The sequence below is a fragment of the Empedobacter sp. UBA6305 genome (genome assembly GCF_002440405.1).
GTDB lineage: Bacteria > Bacteroidota > Bacteroidia > Flavobacteriales > Weeksellaceae > Empedobacter > Empedobacter falsenii_B.
This window is the reverse complement of sequence record NZ_DJTP01000041.1, coordinates 129,968-149,838: the sequence shown is the minus strand read 5'-3', so window position 1 is coordinate 149,838 and position 19,871 is coordinate 129,968. Positions and strand designations below refer to the sequence as shown.

The 19,871-nt window shown below is 32.2% G+C and carries 20 protein-coding genes and 1 other RNA gene; 15 read left to right on the top strand and 6 right to left on the bottom strand.

What is annotated here, in order from left to right; translation table 11 throughout:
- From ftsH to B3M86_RS10310, 5 genes are all read left to right on the top strand, one after another.
- Nucleotides 1-2,013 (top strand): ATP-dependent zinc metalloprotease FtsH, encoded by a 2,013-nt coding sequence (gene ftsH / locus B3M86_RS10330; RefSeq protein ID WP_286494727.1) that lies wholly within the window; start codon nucleotides 1-3, stop codon nucleotides 2,011-2,013.
- A 130-nt stretch (nucleotides 2,014-2,143) separates the two neighbouring features.
- The gene (locus B3M86_RS10325; protein ID WP_291075809.1) at nucleotides 2,144-2,749 is read left to right on the top strand and encodes a hypothetical protein; all 606 of its coding nucleotides are present in this window, start codon (nucleotides 2,144-2,146) and stop codon (nucleotides 2,747-2,749) included.
- A gap of 2 nt (nucleotides 2,750-2,751) precedes the next feature.
- Entirely contained in the window at nucleotides 2,752-3,600 is an 849-nt protein-coding gene (locus B3M86_RS10320) for a phosphatidate cytidylyltransferase (protein ID WP_038331816.1), read from the top strand.
- Nucleotides 3,597-4,247, top strand: a complete 651-nt coding sequence (locus tag B3M86_RS10315) for a phosphatidylserine decarboxylase family protein (protein WP_038331813.1) — start codon at nucleotides 3,597-3,599, stop codon at nucleotides 4,245-4,247. Before B3M86_RS10320 ends, B3M86_RS10315 begins: the two co-directional genes overlap by 4 nt.
- A gap of 83 nt (nucleotides 4,248-4,330) precedes the next feature.
- Entirely contained in the window at nucleotides 4,331-4,594 is a 264-nt protein-coding gene (locus B3M86_RS10310; protein WP_038331810.1) for a hypothetical protein, read from the top strand.
- A gap of 19 nt (nucleotides 4,595-4,613) precedes the next feature.
- Here the strand turns inward: B3M86_RS10310 and B3M86_RS10305 are convergent, their stop codons facing one another.
- The gene (locus tag B3M86_RS10305; protein WP_038331808.1) at nucleotides 4,614-5,684 is read right to left on the bottom strand and encodes a glycosyltransferase family 2 protein; all 1,071 of its coding nucleotides are present in this window, start codon (nucleotides 5,682-5,684) and stop codon (nucleotides 4,614-4,616) included.
- 1 nt (nucleotide 5,685) lies between these two features.
- The gene (gene recR / locus B3M86_RS10300) at nucleotides 5,686-6,300 is read right to left on the bottom strand and encodes a recombination mediator RecR (RefSeq protein WP_291075813.1); all 615 of its coding nucleotides are present in this window, start codon (nucleotides 6,298-6,300) and stop codon (nucleotides 5,686-5,688) included.
- A gap of 107 nt (nucleotides 6,301-6,407) precedes the next feature.
- Between recR and B3M86_RS10295 the strand changes: the two genes are divergently transcribed.
- From B3M86_RS10295 to B3M86_RS10265, 7 genes are all read left to right on the top strand, one after another.
- Nucleotides 6,408-7,937, top strand: coding sequence for a sodium:solute symporter (locus B3M86_RS10295; protein ID WP_291047114.1), 1,530 nt, complete (start codon nucleotides 6,408-6,410; stop codon nucleotides 7,935-7,937).
- Nucleotides 7,938-7,939: 2 nt separating this feature from the next.
- Nucleotides 7,940-8,185: a hypothetical protein gene (locus B3M86_RS10290; RefSeq protein WP_125350517.1), complete on the top strand. Its 246-nt coding sequence runs from the start codon at nucleotides 7,940-7,942 to the stop codon at nucleotides 8,183-8,185.
- A 286-nt stretch (nucleotides 8,186-8,471) separates the two neighbouring features.
- Nucleotides 8,472-9,317 (top strand): transketolase, encoded by an 846-nt coding sequence (locus tag B3M86_RS10285; protein ID WP_125350518.1) that lies wholly within the window; start codon nucleotides 8,472-8,474, stop codon nucleotides 9,315-9,317.
- Between the two features lie 24 nt (nucleotides 9,318-9,341).
- Nucleotides 9,342-10,808: a hypothetical protein gene (locus tag B3M86_RS10280; protein ID WP_219033689.1), complete on the top strand. Its 1,467-nt coding sequence runs from the start codon at nucleotides 9,342-9,344 to the stop codon at nucleotides 10,806-10,808.
- A 22-nt stretch (nucleotides 10,809-10,830) separates the two neighbouring features.
- The gene (locus B3M86_RS10275; RefSeq protein WP_180905074.1) at nucleotides 10,831-11,535 is read left to right on the top strand and encodes a hypothetical protein; all 705 of its coding nucleotides are present in this window, start codon (nucleotides 10,831-10,833) and stop codon (nucleotides 11,533-11,535) included.
- Complete coding sequence (locus tag B3M86_RS10270) at nucleotides 11,535-12,476, top strand: transketolase family protein (RefSeq protein WP_180906861.1); 942 nt, start codon at nucleotides 11,535-11,537, stop codon at nucleotides 12,474-12,476. Before B3M86_RS10275 ends, B3M86_RS10270 begins: the two co-directional genes overlap by 1 nt.
- A 185-nt stretch (nucleotides 12,477-12,661) precedes the next feature.
- A complete protein-coding gene (locus B3M86_RS10265) occupies nucleotides 12,662-13,435 on the top strand; it encodes a LuxR C-terminal-related transcriptional regulator (protein WP_219033690.1) in 774 nt (257 codons plus the stop codon).
- Here the strand turns inward: B3M86_RS10265 and rnpB are convergent.
- From rnpB to B3M86_RS10250, 3 genes are all read right to left on the bottom strand, one after another.
- Nucleotides 13,435-13,744: RNase P RNA component class A (gene rnpB, locus B3M86_RS10260), an RNA gene on the bottom strand. The two genes, B3M86_RS10265 and rnpB, sit on opposite strands and share 1 nt — an antisense overlap.
- 83 nt (nucleotides 13,745-13,827) lie before the next feature.
- Complete coding sequence (locus tag B3M86_RS10255) at nucleotides 13,828-16,353, bottom strand: ATP-dependent Clp protease ATP-binding subunit (RefSeq protein ID WP_286494732.1); 2,526 nt, start codon at nucleotides 16,351-16,353, stop codon at nucleotides 13,828-13,830.
- Between the two features lie 119 nt (nucleotides 16,354-16,472).
- Nucleotides 16,473-17,123, bottom strand: coding sequence for an NRDE family protein (locus B3M86_RS10250; RefSeq protein WP_115001619.1), 651 nt, complete (start codon nucleotides 17,121-17,123; stop codon nucleotides 16,473-16,475).
- Between the two features lie 50 nt (nucleotides 17,124-17,173).
- Here B3M86_RS10250 and B3M86_RS10245 point away from each other — a divergent pair, with 50 nt between their 5' ends.
- The 3 genes from B3M86_RS10245 (at nucleotide 17,174) to B3M86_RS10235 (ending at nucleotide 19,501) form a co-directional block, all read left to right on the top strand.
- Nucleotides 17,174-17,671 (top strand): hypothetical protein, encoded by a 498-nt coding sequence (locus tag B3M86_RS10245; RefSeq protein ID WP_125350525.1) that lies wholly within the window; start codon nucleotides 17,174-17,176, stop codon nucleotides 17,669-17,671.
- The gene (locus B3M86_RS10240; protein WP_125350526.1) at nucleotides 17,668-18,648 is read left to right on the top strand and encodes a hypothetical protein; all 981 of its coding nucleotides are present in this window, start codon (nucleotides 17,668-17,670) and stop codon (nucleotides 18,646-18,648) included. Before B3M86_RS10245 ends, B3M86_RS10240 begins: the two co-directional genes overlap by 4 nt.
- A 130-nt stretch (nucleotides 18,649-18,778) precedes the next feature.
- Entirely contained in the window at nucleotides 18,779-19,501 is a 723-nt protein-coding gene (locus B3M86_RS10235; protein ID WP_291079030.1) for a rhomboid family intramembrane serine protease, read from the top strand.
- 32 nt (nucleotides 19,502-19,533) lie between these two features.
- On the opposite strand, the gene B3M86_RS10230 is transcribed toward B3M86_RS10235, so the two are convergent.
- Nucleotides 19,534-19,854 (bottom strand): YbaB/EbfC family nucleoid-associated protein, encoded by a 321-nt coding sequence (locus tag B3M86_RS10230; RefSeq protein WP_291060570.1) that lies wholly within the window; start codon nucleotides 19,852-19,854, stop codon nucleotides 19,534-19,536.
- Between the last annotated feature and the right edge of the window lie 17 nt (nucleotides 19,855-19,871).

Genomic DNA, 19,871 nt, shown 5'->3' with positions numbered 1-19,871 from the left:
TTGAAAAAAAATAATTTTAAACCTTCGGGGTTTAATCCTACATGGATATATGCCATTATTGGATTATTGCTGATTGCCTTTCTATTATTTTCTGATAATATTGGAGGTGCCGGCGGAACTACTAAAAACATAGACCGTACGACTTTCCTTTCTTATGTAGAAAAAGGTTACGTAAAAGAAGCCAATCTAGAAAAAGAATCAGGACGTGTAAGTGTATATTTAACGGACGCAGCTCTGAATACTGAAGAATTTAAAAAGTTTAAAAAATCAAACGAAACTTTAAATCCTTTTGCTACAGGTGCTCCAAACTTTATTTTCAATGTTGCTGATGCAGGAAATTTTGAAAAAGATTTTTATGCTAACGTAGAAAAGAGTCCGAATAAAACTGCCGTACTTAACACACAAATTTCAAATGGTTTTGGAAGTTTGTTTATGAATCTTTTCATTTCATTGATTTTCTTCGGATTAATTTACTTCTTACTATTCAGACGAATGGGTGGAGGCGGATCTGCTGGAGGTGGCGGAGGAATTTTCTCTGTCGGAAAATCGAAAGCGAAATTATTTGAAGGTGATGATCATATCAAAACAACTTTCAAAGATGTTGCAGGTTTAGAAGGTGCAAAAGAAGAAATCGAAGAAATCGTTGAATTCTTGAAACACCCAGAAAAATTCACAAAATTAGGTGGACGTATCCCAAAAGGAGCCTTATTAGTAGGACCTCCGGGTACAGGTAAAACCTTATTAGCAAAAGCTGTTGCTGGAGAAGCGAAAGTGCCTTTCTTCTCATTATCAGGATCAGATTTCGTAGAAATGTTTGTGGGAGTTGGTGCATCTCGTGTACGTGACTTATTCAAAAATGCAAAAGAAAAATCTCCTTCAATTATCTTTATTGATGAGATTGATGCAATTGGTCGTGCGCGTGGAAAATCTAACTTTACAGGTTCTAATGACGAACGCGAAAATACATTAAACCAATTATTAACAGAAATGGATGGTTTCGGAACAGAATCTAACGTAATTGTGATTGCTGCAACAAACCGTGCTGATGTATTGGATAAAGCATTGATGCGTCCAGGTCGTTTTGACCGTATTATTCACGTTGAATTACCTGAATTAAACGAGCGTAAAGAAATCTTCGCGGTTCACTTACGTCCATTAAAATTAGGTGAAGATGTTGAAATCGAATTTTTAGCAAAACAAACACCAGGTTTCTCTGGTGCAGATATTTTCAATGTTTGTAATGAAGCGGCTTTAGTTGCTGCTCGTAAAAACAAAGAAGTTGTAGAAAAACAAGATTTTTTAGATGCTGTTGACCGTATTATTGGTGGATTAGAGAAGAAAAGTAAAGTAATTAAACCTTCTGAGAAAAAACGTATCGCTTATCACGAAGCTGGTCACGCTACAATTGGTTGGTTAACAGAACACGCTGCACCATTGGTTAAAGTAACTATTGTTCCTCGTGGACGTTCGTTAGGAGCTGCTTGGTATTTGCCAGAAGAAAGACAAATTACAACGACAGAACAATTGTTAGACGAAATGTGTATGACAATGGGTGGTCGTGCTGCTGAGGAAGTTGTTTTCAATAACATTTCTACAGGTGCATTAAGTGATTTGGAAAAAGTAACAAAACAAGCTTCTGCAATGGTAAGTATTTACGGATTGAACAAAGAAGTTGGTAATGTTTCTTATTACGATTCATCTGGACAAAATGAATATGGTTTCAGCAAGCCTTATTCAGAACAAACTGCTCAGGTAATTGATAAAGAGGTAAAAACAATGATCGAAGCTCAATATGATAGAGCAAAAGATATTTTACGTGAACATCGCAATCAATTAGATGTTTTGGCTCAAAAATTAATTGAGAAAGAAGTAATCTTTAGAGAAGATTTGGAAGAAATTTTCGGACCAAGAAAATTTGTAAGCGAATTGGATCAAATCAAAGAAAAACAAGAAGAAGCTATAGAAGCTGGTCCAGAACAAGTGATTCAACCAAAAGCTGGAAATGATATTTAATCAAATTCATTCAAAATAATAGAAAAAATCGTCCAAATCGGACGATTTTTTTTTTACTTCTTATTATATTGTTAAAAATTATTACCTTTAGGCTGTAATTGATTAATTTCATATAAAATCATGAGTTTTCATGTGGAAAGCAATTAAAAACCTACTTAAAAAAGCTACTAAAAAATCAGCAGAGAATTCAGATGATAATCACATTGATTTGTTTCATCCAAATTATGCTGACCAAAAGATTTCTATGGATGAAGTCTTTGCTACAAACTTTAATGTAGGTGGTGGACATTTTTTATTTTGTGATAATATAGAAGAGGCTTCTCAAAATCTGAAAGAAATTGTCAATTACGAAAATGTGACCGAATTAATTTGTCCTGATCCGAATTTACAACAGGTTCTTAATTCAGTCAATATTCCTTTTGTCGAAAATCCATGCGATTCTCTTTATACACTTAGTTTTCTTAGTTGCGAATTTCTGATTGCTTTTGATGGAAGTATTATGTTATCGGCACATCAAACTTATGGTAGAAATATTGCTGATTTTCCGTCAAATTTTATTATCTATGCACGCCCGTCACAATTAGTGGAAAATGTGAGCGTGGCATTACAGAAATTACGAACATTAAAAAAAGACAACCTTCCATCTAAAATAACTTCGATTCGTGGAAAAAATATGCACAAATTTCCGAACGTAGACAATGCGAAGAATATTTATTTGTTATTGGTTGAAGATTAGCTATGAAAAATTTAGCAATTAGAGCTTTCTCTGGACTTATTTACGCACTTATTATATTTTTCGGGACAACGATAAACCCAAAAGGTTTGATTGTTTTGATGATGGTTTTTGGACTTTTTTGTTTGTACGAATTTTTTAAAATCACTAATCTTACCAATAAACTTTATCAATTAGGAGCACTTTTAGCTGCCTTAGTTGTTTTTGGCTATTATGGTAAAGAATTTTTAGAAGCTTTCGAAACTTCGAATCATTACTATTTTCATTTAAGAAGTTTGTACTTCATCATTCCAGTTTTATTTGTTTTTAGTATTTATATTATTTTCAAATCAACGAATGAATTATTGAACGATTTTGGAAAAGCTACTTTAGGCTTAACATACGTTATCGCACCATTTGCCTTAGCCTTAACTTTACCAAGTTTTGATTATAATTTAGGCGAAAAAGTGATGCATTACGAAGTATTTTTTGTTTTCTTATTACTTTGGTGTAGTGATACATTTGCCTATTTAACAGGAAACTTAATTGGAAAACATAAATTAGCACCTAAAATTTCGGGAGCAAAAACCTGGGAAGGATTTTTTGGAGGAATAGTTTTTACTTTATTAGCTGGATTCTTAATTCAGAAATATTTTGGAGAAAACTTGCACGGAAATTGGATGATTATTGGTTTAATCGTTGCTGCATTAGGTCCATTAGGAGATTTGACAGAATCTAAATTAAAACGATTTTTCAATGTAAAAGACAGCTCTAACCTTATTCCAGGACATGGTGGTTTTTTAGATCGATTAGATAGTTTTATATTTGTCGTACCATTTGTTTATTTATATTATTTACTAGTATATACTTTATGAAACTTCACAGAGAAGGAACAGCAATTTTGATAGGTTGCTTAATTTTATTTGCAATCGCTACAGGAGTATTACATTACTTTTTTCCTGTTTATGGCTTTTATTTTGCCTTACCATTATGGATACTTTACGGATTTATCGTTTGGTTTTTTAGAAATCCAATTCGTGAATCAGATTCGTCAGAAAACTGCGTAATCGCACCAGTTGATGGAAAAGTTGTTGTATTAGAAGAAGTATTTGAAAGCGAATTTTTGAATCAAAAATGTATTCAATTATCAATCTTCATGACACCTCTTAATGTACATGTAACGCGTTATCCGGTGAATGGAAAAGTAATTTATTCGAAATATCATCCAGGAAAATTTTTGGTTGCGTTTCATCCAAAATCATCAGAATTAAATGAAAGAACAACTGTTGTTGTAGAAAATGCAGATCATACAAAAGTTCTTTTCAGACAAATTGCAGGTGCAGTTGCGCGAAGAATTGTTTGTTATAGTAAAGAGAATGACGACGCCGTTGCCGGTAAAGAATATGGTTTTATCAAGTTCGGATCGCGTGTTGATATCTTTTTACCACTTGATACAGAGATCAATGTAAAGGTTGGAGATAAAACAAAAGGTGGAATTCAGAAAATTGCACAATTGAAATAAATCAGTTAGTTGAACTCAATGTTTTTAACTAATTTTGTCAAAACAATTATAATAATATATCCATACAATAAATTTTGTAAGACATGAAAAAATTAATTCTTTTAGTAGCTGTTGCAGCATTCGCTACTTCTTGTAACTCTAAAGCAAGTGTAAATCACGGAGTTCTTCCAGTTGTTCACGAACCAGCTACTGCAGAAGAAATGCACCACAAATCTGAAGCTGCTCACGAAGGTCACGGAAAACATGAGGAAGCTGTTGAAGAAAAACACGAAGAAGTGAAAGATTCTACAAAAACGGCAGAAACTCCGAAAATTGAGAAAAAAGATACTGTAAAAGCTGGTCATTAAGATTCAGCTTTTTTTGTTTTTATAGATTTATAATCTGTTTATCATCGCCTATTACATAATTTTTATTTTTAGGACGAATATAAAATGAACGTAAAGAAGAGTTATTTTCAGAAATGATTGATAAAATCTCTTGATAAGTAAACAAACTTGTATCAATTGCAATATGATTATTTGATAAAGATTTGAAATCTGATTTCTTATTTATCCAAAATAAATCTTCTGCATTTACTTCTATTTTAGAAATGTTATTAGATGAATGTAAAGAAAATTTAAATAATTGAATTAAATATTTAATCAAAATTCCCGAACGTAAAAATTGATAATGCAACCAATTTTTTTGATAATATTTCGCCAAGAAAATCATCATTGCTTCAAAAAAATGTTTATAATATTTTTTATCCTTTTTCGTACTTTCTCCTTTGTAATGTAAAACCGTTATATCTCCTTTATAATAATTTCTATAACCCACTAATTCTGTACTAAAAGACAAATCTATATCTTCTCCATACATAAAATAACGTGGATCAAATCCTCCAATTTCCTGATAGATTTTCTTCGTGGTAAACATAAAAGCGCCTACTAAAATTTCACAAGGAGCAATTTCAAATTCATCAACTTCTAATTTGTAATAATTATTTTTCTTTGAATGATTAAATCGACTATACAACTTAGAAAATGAATTTTTAGCTGTCGGAATATTTCGTTTAGATTCTGGATGAAAATTTCCGTTTGTATCTACCATTCGTACTCCCACAAAACCTATTTTTTCTTTTGACTGATGAAATTCAATCAAAGATTCGAATAAATTCTCTGGAATAATTGTATCTGGATTAAGAATTAGGATATATTCTCCCAAAGCATTCTCAACCCCAATATTATTCGCTTTTGCAAAACCAAGATTCTCTTTTTGAAGTAAAAAGTTTACAGTAGGAAAAGTTTTTTTTAGGAATGTAAAATCAATTTCCGATGAATTATTATCAATTACAATTATTTCGCCATCTACATTTTTTAAAGCCTCCTGACACGAATCAAGACAAAGCTCTAAATGTTTTGGTGCATTATAACTAACAATAATTATCGATAATTTCATTTTAAAATTTATTTTCGGAATACGGGATTCGATGTTGTATAGAACGAACCAACGTCGCTTCGTCCGCATATTCTAATTCATCTCCTACACCAAGACCTCGCGCAATAGTAGAAAAAATAATTTCGGCATTCTTTAATTGTCGGTACAAATAGAAAACTGTTGTATCTCCTTCCATTGTCGAACTTAAAGCAAAAATTATTTCCTTCACATTTTCATTTTGAACACGATTAACCAACGTTTGAATATTCAATTGACCAGGTCCAATACCTTCCATTGGAGAAATCTTTCCTCCTAAAACGTGATATTGTCCTTTAAATTGTCCTGTATTTTCAATCGCCATCACATCACGCACATCTTCCACTACACAAATTATCGTTTCTTCTCGCAATGGATTATTGCAAATATCACAAACCTCATCATCAGAAATTGTATGACAATGTTGACAATATTTAACATCATCTACCAAATGAGAAAGCGCTTCGGACAAAGCCGTCGTTTGAGATTTGGGACGATTTAACATATGTAAAACAAGTCGCAAAGCTGTTCTCTTTCCTATTCCTGGCAAATTTGACATCTCTTCTACAGCTCGCTCTAAAACCTTGCTTGGGTAATTCATTCGTTCAAAAAATTATAGACAACAAATTTACAATTTTATCTTCGGAAAATTAATCTATCATCATTCACTCAAAAATATTAAATTTGGGCTTATTTACTAAATAAATTATGAACTCAACAATTTTACTACTTTGTGTTATCGTATACTTTGTAGGACTTTTAGTGATCTCTTACTTCACCAGTCGAAATTCTGACAATCAATCTTTTTTTAACGGAAACAAAAAAAGTAAATGGTGGTTGGTGGCTTTCGGAATGATTGGGACAAGCCTTAGTGGCGTTACTTTTATTTCGGTTCCGGGTACGGTCGGAAAATTAACTGGTTCCGAATATATTTACGGAGGATTCGAGTATTATATGATGGTTATCGGATTTTTTCTTGGTTATTTTATCGTCGCGGGGGTATTACTTCCACTCTATTACCGAATGAATCTAACCTCAATTTACACCTATTTAGGAAAACGTTTCAATGTTGAAGCACATAAAATGGGATCGGTTTTCTTTATTATTTCTCGTGGAATTGGCGCAACAGCACGTTTATATTTAGTTGTAAATGTGTTACAAATATTTTTATTAGACAATTTAGGCGTACCATTTTGGGCAACAACATTTGTCTTATTATTGATGATATTATTATACACGTTCGAAGGTGGAGTAAAAACAATTGTCGTAACCGACACCTTGCAAACATCATTTATGATCATTAGCTTGATTGCTTGTATTTGGTTTATCCTTTCGCATCTTAATTTATCTGTTGGTGAAGCTTACGATAGGATGCAAGCCAAAAACTATACCCATTTCATTAATCTTGATCCAAATTCGAAAACTTATTTCTTAAAAACAATTTTGGGCGGAATGTTTATCACAATTGCGATGACTGGTCTTGACCAAGAAATGATGCAAAAAAATATTTCTGTTGATAATCTTCAAAACTCAAAAAAGAATATGTTGACGTTTGCTGGAACATTATTGATTGTTAATTTAGCATTCCTATTTTTGGGTGGATTGCTTTATTTATACGCAATGAGTGAAGGTGGTTTTTATACTGCTGATGGTTTCTTTATGGAACAAGGCGGACAAAATATTATGGGTGATGATATGTTTCCTGCGCTTTCGCTTTTAGGACATCATTTCCCAATGATTATTTCTGTAATTTTTATTATCGGATTAATTTCTGCTTTATTTCCTTCTGCCGACGGAGCTTTAACGGCGGTTACAAGTTCATATTGTGTCGATTTATTAAACATCAACGAAGACAAAGAAAAATCAGAAAAAGAAAAGAAAAAGATTCGTATTCGTGTTCACTTAATTTTCACGGTAGTTTTCTTTATCTTGATTATGGTTTTTAAAACGATTAACAACAAATCAATTGTTTATCTTGTGATGGAAATTGCAGGTTATACATACGGACCGTTATTAGGATTGTTTGCTTTCGGTATTTTAACGAAACGTAACATTTACAAAAAATATTCAATTATTACAGTTGCGATTTTAGCGCCTATTTTCACCTATATCATCAACGAATTAGTGATTAATTTTACCGATTACAAAATTGGTGTTGAATTAATCATTTTAAATGGTTTATTAACCTTCATCGGTTTATGGTTGGTAAGCTCTAATCGTCAAAAAGAATTAAATTAAAAATGGAAAAGAAATTAAAATTAATCTGGGATTTTTATGGTCCCGATGCTATACCAACTGCAAAACATCATGCAATTCACTTGAAACAATATGCAGAAAAAGAAAAGTTACAAAGTACATTTTCTGAATTTGTAGAGGTTGAACCAGAATATGCAGTTGCTTATTTGGTGGTGGTAGAATCTGAAATGATACAAGTCCGTGACGCTTTGATACCTCATCGTGGCGAATGGCATGTGGAAGAAGAATAAATAAAAAAGACGAAGTTTTGCTTCGTCTTTTTTATTAAAAAACATCTCTCTGTACCCTTTACAATTAGAAGATTACAAAAAGATAAATAAACGTTGTAAAACTCTTGCCTTCTTATTAACTAACTTCAAGCTTCTTCTTTATAAACTTCAGCGCTGGTTTTTATAGTCTCATAAGTAGGTTAGCTATTATTACCGATTATTCTCCCCAATTGTAGTGATTTATGTTCTACGATTTTTTTGCCCTACAAAAAAGAATTATTTTTGTTCAAATTTTTATAAACAAACAATGACACTTCAAGAACTTCAAACACAAGTACAACAAACAAGGAGAGATATTTTGAGAATGGTACATGCCGTAAATAGTGGACACCCAGGTGGATCATTAGGTTGTGCAGAATATTTTGCTGCATTATACGGTAAAATCATGACTTACTCTACAGACTTCTCTATGGACGGAAAAGGAGAAGATTTATTCTTCTTATCAAACGGTCACATTTCACCAGTTTTCTACAGCACATTAGCTCGTTCAGGATTCTTCCCTGTTAGCGAATTAGCTACATTCAGAAAATTAGATTCTCGTTTACAAGGTCACCCAACAACACACGAAGGTTTACCTGGAATTCGTATCGCTTCTGGATCTTTAGGACAAGGTTTATCAGTTGCTTTAGGTGCTGCTCAAGCAAAAAAATTAAACAACGACGATAAATTAGTTTACACATTACATGGTGACGGTGAATTACAAGAAGGTCAAGTCTGGGAAGCTTTTATGTATGCTGCTGGTAAAAAAGTGGATAATGTAATTGCAACGATTGACTACAATGGTCGTCAAATTGATGGTGATACAGACCACGTTTTACCATTAGGAGATTTGAAAGCTAAATTAGAAGCTTTTGGATGGATTGTTTTAGAAGAAAAAGATGGAAATAACTTAGAAAAAGTAATTGCTATTTTAGAAGAAGCTAAAACATTAACAGGAAACGGAAAACCAGTTTCAATTTTATTACACACAGAAATGGGTAATGGAGTTGATTACATGATGGGAAGCCACTCTTGGCACGGAAAAGCGCCTAACGACGAGCAATTAGCTTCTGCATTAGAGCAAAATCCTGAAACTGAATTGACAGATTATTAATAATTTCAACACAATCAAAATACTATGAAAACGTTATTTTATTCTATACTTACGCTTTGTTCTTTAACAGCCTTTGGGCAGGAAAAAACATATTCTTTTGACAAAAAAGTATCGTATAAAATCAATTTACCAGAAGAATATCAGACTTATTTAGATGGTCAAAAAGATTTATTTTTTGTAACCTATATTTCTAAAGACGCTGTTTTAGGAACTTCGGAAGGAGGTCCTTATACTTCAGGAAGCTTTAATAAAGATGCTTTCTTTATCAACAACAGCAAGTTTTTCGAAGTATATGCCAATTCATTAGAAAATCAATTATCGATAAAAGCCCCTTATTATTACGAAGGTATATCGGATGATAGTTTAAAACCTTATTCAGATAACTTGTTCGAGAAATTTATTTCAGTTAAAAATCTAAATTCATCTACAACGATCAATGGATATAAGTGTAATGAATACGAATTAACATCTAAAACAGATTTCGAAACAAAATCTTCTACATTATGTGTTGATGAAAAAAATGCAATTAATAACGTTGCGATTATGTTTCCTCAAACAAAATTGAAAGGGCTTTTAATTAGATATGACGCAGGAGATTTTAATGGATTAACGATTCAAAATATTGCAAATTCTAACGTAAAAGTAACTTTTGATGAGAAAAAAGAAATCGAAAGTTTTACTAACGAATTGGCAAAAAAGAAACAAGAATACGATAACATGATGTCGTCTGTAGATACGGCTTATGCAGCCGAAGCAGTAGCTTATTCACCAGACAATCGTTACGAGGATCCTATTATTAATTATTACAATTATCAAACATCAGAAAGTGATAACGTAAATAGTCTTTTTGGAACTGTTGCTTCATTAAATTATAGCTTGATTTATAATGATAGTGATTATGATGGAAATCCTGATATAGAGCGTTCTAAAGCTTTGGCAACTGCGCAAGGTTCTACAAATCAATTGGTAAAACAATTCAAAAAGAATAAATTAGCAAACAAAAGCGAAGTAAAAGAATTAAATAACCTTTTCAAAACGTATTTCGATGATGCTAAAAAGTTTAAATTAACAGAAGTTTCAACAGATTATGATGAAGCGGCTGTAGCAGTAGATTCTGCTGTTGCTGCAACAGAAGTTAGTTTAGCCGAATATTATGATCCTTATACATCTGCTTACAAAACGACAGATATTAGCAAAATCGATTTGGCAATCGACAATCCAGACATTCAAGATTTCATGAAAGTTGCACCAGAACATTGCAAAAATTTGAAAGCTAAAATTCCGACTTTTACAGATAAAGATTTAGGAAATTTGGTTTACAATTACGCAGGACAAGTGTGCGATATGTACATTTATCAAAGCGGAAGTGTTGCTCTTTCGGGAACAATTGATGCAATAAGAAAAAGTGTTTTAGAAATCAATAACAAATATGATAAACTGAAAAAAGAAGACAAAGATAAGTTAACTACTTTCTTGAATTCTTTGGATTAATACTTATCAAATCAATTCGATAATGAAAAAATCAATCAGTTTTATATTAACGCTTTTTACATGTTTAACTTTCGCTCAAATGCAATCGTATAAATTCGAAAACGTTATTCAATATCGTATCAAAAGTGATTTCTATTCAGATTTTTTGGACATTTTATCAACCAAAGATTACAAAGCACATTTGATGATTACGCGAACACCGATGGGAAACTTCGCTTCATTAAAAGTAAACGACAATATGTATTCTGTTTACAGCGAAGAAGAAAATCCGAAGGTTTTTAAAATTGATTTCGAAGGCACAAAAGATTTATTAGGAAATTCTTTTTTAGCGACTAATAATCCAAGTTTAACAAATTCCGCAATCGGAAATAGTTATGTTGCGAATAGAACTGGTCAAAAAGAAACGATTCTAAATAAACAATGTGAAGTGTATAACATTTTCAGAAAAGATAATGACAACGACAATGGTACAGAAATTTGCATCGATACAAATTCTAACATCAACACCGTTCCGTTTATCAATTCTGAACTAAATTTGAAAGGCTTGATTTATCGAGTTGGACATAATATTGTGTTAGAAAATGTTGAAATCTTAGAAAATTGGATAAAAAAGAGCGCCGAAGAGGAAGAAGAAATTAATGTTTCGCCAAATGATTTTATTTATCAATTTGATGAAAAAACAGAAGTAGAAAAATACAAAAACGAATACAAAAAACAAAAACAATGATAGACTTAACATACACAGAAAAAAAAGATACACGTAGTGGATTCGGAGATGGATTGACAGAGTTAGGAAGAACAAATCCTAACGTTGTTGCATTGTGTGCTGACTTGATTGGTTCATTGAAAATGGATCAATTTATCAAAGAAAACCCAGAGCGTTTTTTCCAAATTGGTATTGCTGAAGCAAACATGATGGGAATTGCTGCAGGTTTGACAATTGGAGGTAAAATTCCTTTCACAGGAACTTTCGCTGAATTTTCTACAGCTCGTGTGTACGATCAAATTCGTCAATCTATCGCTTACTCTAACAAAAATGTAAAAATCGCTGCATCGCACGCTGGTTTAACGTTAGGAGAAGATGGTGCAACTCATCAAACATTAGAAGATATTGGTTTGATGAAAATGTTACCAGGAATGGTGGTTATCAATCCTTGTGATTACAATCAAACTAAAGCGGCTACAATTGCTGCAGCTGAATATGAAGGTCCTGTTTACTTACGTTTCGGTCGTCCTGCTGTTCCAGTTTTCACACCAGCTGACCAAAAATTTGAAATTGGTAAAGGTATCTTAATGAACGAAGGTTCTGATGTAACAATTGTTGCGACAGGTCACTTAGTTTGGGAATCTTTGGTTGCTGCTGCTGAGTTAGAAAAAGAAGGAATTTCTTGTGAGGTGATCAATATTCATACAATCAAACCATTGGATGAAGAAATTATCTTAAACTCTGTAAAGAAAACAGGAAAAATTGTAACAGCTGAAGAACATAATATTTTAGGTGGTTTAGGTGAATCTGTTGCAAGAGTTTTAGCTCAAAAATTACCAACAAAACAAGCTTTTGTTGCGGTTAATGATAAATTCGGTGAATCTGGAACACCTTCAGATTTAATGAAAAAATATGGAATCGATTCTACTGCTGTAATCGAGAAAGTAAAATCTTTACTTTAATTCCATCATAATATTAAAAAGGAGCTAAAAAATTTAGCTCCTTTTTTTATAGGTTAAATATAAAATAGGTTGGTTGAAAAAGCAAAACTGCTTTAATCCTATATATATTTTGCAAAATTAGTTTATATTACTAACTTAAAAAATACTCATTTAATGGTATTTTATTAACTTTTACTTGTAAGCATATGAAAAAAGCAAATCAAAAATCTATTACTGAATATGCAAGTATTGTAAAAAAACTATGGAGTGAAAATACAGATCGTAGAACCTTAAACGAAAAAAATGAGAGTTTTCAATCGATTAATGATTATTTACAAACTTTAAGAAGTCTTGCTCTTGGTGAATCTTTTATGTATTTCATCAATCCTAATTCTGCAACATTCGAATATGTTTCTCCTCAATGCGAAGATATTTTGGGTTATCTTCCTGACGAATATACAGCTGAATTATGTGTTCAAATGGTACATCCCGATGATTTGCAACATGTGATTGATATTCAGCAACGAATTGCAAATTTTAGTATGGAAATTGTCCCTGAAGAAAGAATGAATTATAAATTTACTTATGATTTTCGTGTGATAGATAAAAAAGGAGAAATTCATCAAATTCATTTGCAACATTTCTTTTACGAATTAAGTAAAAATTTTTTACCAAATCGAGTTTTTTGTTTAGCGACTGACATCACACAAATAAAGGTTGGAGGAAAGCCTATTATGCATATTTACAACATCAAAGATGGATTGAATAATCTTCTTAATTCAAAAACAAATTCATCTTTACAACTTACAAAAAAAGAAACGGAGATTATCGAATTTCTGATTAAAGGCTACACAAGTCAGGATATAGCAAACGCTATAGATTTAAGTAAACATACTATTGACACGCATCGAAGAAATATTTTGAAAAAGAACAACTGTTCTAATACTTCAGAATTATTTAGTCTTTACTTCAAAAAATAGAAAAAAGCAAGCCGATAAGCCGGGTTCTGTCACCTTAATAAATCAAGATGCTTTGTCATTTATCTAGTATTTTAGTTACCTAAAATATCAATCTGCCTACCCCCCAGCAACGAACGAGTAGCTCTTAACTGCTGGTATACATGGCATTGCTCCGCATAGAGTTTACCTGGTTTCACTACAGCCGAACTGTACATACTTTCTGTTGCACTTGTCCTCGCCTCTCGACGGACGGGCGTTACCCGCTATGCTTACTCTTTGGAGCCCGGACTTTCCTCTTCACATACATGAAGCGACAAAGTGGCTTGCTGAGCGCAAATGTACGGCAAAAGTTACCGAAATAAAAAAGGCTTGAACAAAAATGTTCAAGCCTTTCTATTATAGAAACTTAGAAATTATTCTGATTTTTCTTCTTTCGTTTTTCCTTTTACAGAAATTTTAACACCATCTTTTGCTTCATTTAAATCAAGAGTTAATTCATCTCCTTCACTAATTACAGCATTGATAATTTCTTCTGCCATTGGATCTTCGATGTATTTCTGAATAGCACGTTTCAACGGACGAGCTCCATAATCTTTATCAAATCCTTTGTCTGCGATAAAATTCTTCGCTTCCTCTGTTAATTCAATATGATAATTCAAAGCTATTAAACGCTCGATTAAACTTGCTAATTCAATATCGATGATTTTCATGATGTCTTCTTTTGTCAATGAATTAAAGAAAATAATATCATCAATACGATTCAAAAATTCTGGCGCGAAAGCACGTTTTAAAGCTGTTTCAATTGTTGATTTTGCGCGTTCATCAGCAGAATCTTTCTTAGATGAAGTTCCAAATCCAACACCATCTCCAAACTCTTTCAATTGTCTTGTACCAATGTTAGACGTTAAAATGATAATCGTATTACGGAAATCAACTTTACGACCTAAACTATCTGTTACATGACCATCATCCAAAATTTGTAACAAGATATTGAATACATCTGGATGCGCTTTCTCAATCTCATCTAACAAAATTACCGCATATGGTTTACGACGAACTGCTTCTGTCAATTGTCCACCTTCTTCGTAACCAACGTAGCCCGGAGGTGCTCCAACTAAGCGAGAAACGGCAAATTTCTCCATGTATTCTGACATATCGATACGAATTAACGCATCATTCGAATCAAAGATTTCTTTCGCCAAAACTTTCGCTAATTGTGTTTTACCAACACCCGTAGTTCCTAAAAAAATGAATGAACCAATTGGTTTGTTCGGATCTTTCAATCCTGCACGATTACGTTGAATTGCTTTTACAACTTTCGTTACCGCTTCATCTTGACCAATTACTTTTCCTTTCATTAACTCATTCATCTGAGCCAATTTTTTCAATTCTTTTTCAGCTACACGATGTACAGGAACGCCAGACATCAACGAAACAACTTCCGCTACATTTTCTTCTGTAACTGTTTCACGATTCTCTTTCGATTCTTGTACCCATTTTGCTTGCTCACGTTTCAAATCACTTTCTATTTGTTTCTCTGAATCACGTAAACGAGCAGCTTCTTCGTATTTTTGAGATTTTACAACTTTCGTTTTCTCTTCGCGAACTTCTTCTAATTTTGCTTCAAGATCTAAAATTTCTTGAGGAACTTTTATATTCTTGATATGCACGCGAGAACCCGCTTCATCTAAAGCATCAATCGCTTTATCTGGCAAGAAACGATCTGTAATATAACGTGTTGTCAAATTTACACAAGCTTGCAACGCTTCATCTGTATAATTTACATTATGATGCGCTTCATACTTATCTTTGATATTATGTAAAATCTGTAATGTTTCTTCTGGAGTTGTTGGTTCAACCATCACATTTTGAAAACGACGAACTAATGCACCATCTTTTTCAATATATTGACGATATTCGTCCAACGTTGTTGCTCCAATACATTGTAATTCACCACGCGCCAAAGCAGGTTTGAACATGTTAGAAGCGTCTAAAGAACCCGTAGCTCCTCCTGCTCCAACAATTGTATGTAACTCATCAATGAAAAGAATAATATCATCATTTTTCTCTAATTCATTCATGATTGCTTTCATACGCTCTTCAAATTGTCCACGATATTTAGTTCCAGCAACTAATGATGCTAAATCTAATGTTACCACACGTTTGTTGAACAATACGCGCGAAACTTTACGTTGTACAATTCTTAACGCTAAACCTTCTGCAATTGCAGATTTACCAACACCTGGCTCTCCAATTAACAATGGATTGTTCTTTTTACGACGAGAAAGAATTTGCGAAACACGTTCTATTTCTTTTTCGCGTCCAACTACAGGATCTAATTTTCCTTCTTGCGCAATCGCTGTCAAATCTCGTCCGAAATTATCTAAAACTGGTGTTTTACTTTTCGAAGTAGGTTTACTTGTAGATGCACGCTCAAAATCGTTATCAGAATCACCTCCATCAAAAGATGGATTTTCTGCACGAGGAGATTGAATTTCCTCATCTTGAAATTGAAATTTGAATTCCTCCTTTACTGTATTGTAATCAATATCCAACTTATTCATCAATTTTGTAATCGGATCGTTTTCATTACGAAGAATACACAATAATAAGTGAATTGTATTTACAGTCGGACTTTTAAACAATTTTGCTTCTAAGAATGTTGTTTTCAACGCTCTTTCAGCTTGTTTTGTCAAACTCAAATTTTTTATATTATTACCTGGAGTTTCTTTTGCTGGGTTTAGGTTTTCTATTTTTTGACGCATTTCGTCTAAATCGACATTCAATGCTTCTAAGACAGAAATGGCTTTCCCTTCACCGTCGCGAATAATCCCCAACAGAAGGTGTTCCGTTCCTATTTGGTCGTGGCCTAATCTCAACGCTTCTTCCTTACTATAAGAAATAACGTCTTTTACTTGTTGTGAGAAATTATCGTTCATTTTATTATTTAAGCTGTCTTTAACAAATATAATTATTCTGATAGACTATAGCATAAATTATGCCTATGTCCGAAATGATTTGATGATTCCTTAAAATAACGAATTATTGTCTATTAATTTCAAAATAGCTGACAATATTTCATATCAATTCTTAAAGAATTCATAATAATTTGAGAGATAGATGTCGTTGCTAAAAAATCGTACAAATCACCTTTTTTCATTTTCAAATCATCGTGAAGTTCTAAAATTTCTTCGGATTTTAAATCATTATTTTGATTAAAAATTTCATCAATTTCATTTCTTCTTTCAGGACTGTACAATGTCGACGAACACCATGTCACAATTTTTTCTTGCGAAATATCTTTTACGCTCAGTTTATTTTCATTCCAAAACAAAAGGTAAGCATTTTTAGTTAGTCTTTCAAAAACAAAAATTGTAAAAGGTGCGATTCCTGACAAATTTTCCGAATTAATAAACTCATTTACAGAATTATATTTCAATAAATCTAATAAGATAATTCCTCTACTTTCTCTGTATTTTTCTTTGAAATGCATTGGTTTTTCGATTCCTCCATTCAAAATACACGCAACATATTGTTCCGAATAAAAAATCCAAGTTCCATTTGCGCGCTCATCTACAGGCGAAAAATAAGTTTTATCAAAACGCTTTTGCTCCACAATCTCTTTAGAAGAAGAACGATTTATTTCCTCATCTCGGTTGTGCGTCAACACAAATTCATCCTCATTTCTGTAAAAACTGATTATACACATCTCATTTTTCAATTTAGTTCAAATGTAAAAATTTATCTTTGCAAAGAATTATGAGTATTCAGAAAACTATAGCGCATTCCTTTGATGAAATGAAATCGATTCTTTTGCAATTTGACGATCTGTCTTTTCAAAAGGAATTAGAAATCATTTCTGGTGCTTCTGTTGGTCAACATTTTCGTCATATTATCGAGTTTTATTCGTGCTTTTTACAAGCGCAAAAAAACAATTGTATTTGTTATGATGATAGAGAGCGAAATCGTGCTTTAGAAAATTCGGTTGTTGAAAGTTTGAATACGCTGAATCATCTAAAATCACAAATAGAACGTTTAGATTTAGAAAAAACAATTCAGCTAAAACAGAATTATTACGGAGAGAATTTCACAATTAATACCACAAATTATCGCGAATTAATGTATTGTTTTGATCATAGCATTCATCATTTTGCGTTGATTAAAATTGCGATCGAAACTCATTTTTCAACGATTAAAATTCCACAAAATTTTGGAATTGCATCTTCTACAATTGCTTTTCAAAATCAAGAAAAATGAATCCGAAAATAACAAAATGGACACGATACGAATTTTGGCCATTCTGGTTATTTTATGCGCCATTGACACCTTGGTACATTTATAAAATCTTTCAAACAGGCGCTCCAGCTTACTTTTGCTCGGCAAATCCTACAATGAAATGGGGCGGATTTATTGATTATTCTAAAATTGATTTACTCAATCAAATTGATAAAAATTATAAGCCAAAAACCATTTTTTTTGATGAATTTACAACACAAGAAATTCCGTTTAATTTTCCCTTTATTGCAAAACCAAATCTTGGTGAACGTGGAATTGGTGTAGAATTAATCAGAAATGAAATTGATTGGAAAAATTATTTAGAGCAAAATAATCGAGATTTAATTTTACAAGAATATATTCAATCAAACTTTGAGTTTGGTGTTTTCTATGTTAGATTACCAAAAGAAAAAAATGGTAAAATACTGTCGATAACAGCAAAAGATTTTTTGACGTTTACGGGTGATGGAAAATCAACTTTGAAAGAATTAATCGAACAAAATTTAAGAGCTTTTTACCGAAAAGATTATTTGTTTAAACGTTTACAAAACGAACTAAATTCAGTTCTTCAAAAAGATGAAAAATTATTGGTTGAACCAATAGGAAATCATAGTCGAGGAACAACTTTTTTAGATGGATCTTCTCTAAAAACGTCTAAATTAGAAGAAACTATAGATCAAATCGCACAAAAAATTGATGGTTTTTATTATGGTCGTATCGATTTGAAAGCAAAAAGTTTAGAAGATTTTCAGAACGGAAATTTTGTCATACTTGAAATTAATGGTGCAAATTCTGAAGCAACTCATATTTATGATCCGAATTTTAATTTGATAAAAGCTTATAAGGAAGTGATTAAGCATTTGAATTACCAACATAAAATTGCTGTTCAAAATCATCAATTAGGCGTGAAATGGACAGATTGGAAATTGCTTGCGAGAGAATTAATAAAACGCTATTAAACTTAATTTGACCAAAATTGGCAGATTTTCTGGAAAGGAATAAAGATTGAATGATGTTTTCAAAACCAATTTTATGAGTTATCCTTTTCCGAAGAAAACTATTATAATTCCTCTGCTACTGCTTATACCAATGTGGATTATCTTTTTGTTCCAACAAAACGGATACAATTTAAACGGTTGTTACGGCGTTATTCCGAGAACTTTCGTAGGATTGAAAGGAATTCTGCTCTCACCTTTATTTCATTCGGGTTGGAAACACATTATCAGTAATACCTTTCCGTTAGCATTTCTTAGCTTTATCGCACTATTGATGTACGATAGATTAGCTTATTATGTTATTTTTTTTGGTTGGATTTTATCAGGAATTATTCTTTGGATGATTGGAAATCCTCCTTTTTTAGATGATAATGTAAGTTGCCATATCGGAGCAAGTTCTATCGTTTATTTATTGGCTTCGTTCATATTTTTCAGTGGAATTATTAGAAAAGAACGCGGTTTAATGGCGATTTCATTAATCATTATTTTATTATACGGCGGAATGATTTGGGGAATGGTTCCTCAAGAAATTTTACCACAATTAAAAACAGATACAAGTAGTAATTCTATTTCTTGGGAAGGACATTTAAGTGGATTTATTTCGGGTGCATTTTTTGCTTATTTGTTTAGAAATATTGGTCCACAAAAAGAAGTTCCGAAATGGGATCAAGAAAATTATTATGATCCACAAGCCGAGCGTTTATGGGATATTTACCAAGAACAAGAACGTTTGAAAGCAGAATATCTTGAATCTTTGGATGAGAAAGATGATAAAAATATTGAACCAAATTATCAAACAAAAACCCCTGAAAATTAATTTTCAGGGGGTTTTATTTTTTCAAATTCTTCTTAGAAAGGCATTCCAGGAATGTTTGGTAAATTTTCTTGAGCTGTTTTTTTCGCTCTATCAATTGCTTCTGTTTTTACTTGTTCCAACGCTTTGTTTAACGTCATCACTAACAAATCTTCAATTTCTTCTTTTTCCATTCCTTCAGCAAGTTCAATATCTTTTATTGTTGCTAATTTAGACATTGTAATTTTTACTTTTCCATCGTTAGAAGTCGTTGTAAAAATTTCTCCATCTAATTCATTTTTCAAATCAGAAAATTTATCTTTAAATGAATTGATTTTTCCCATCATTCCCATGATGTCTCCAAAATTTCTAAACATTTGTCTTTATCTTTAAT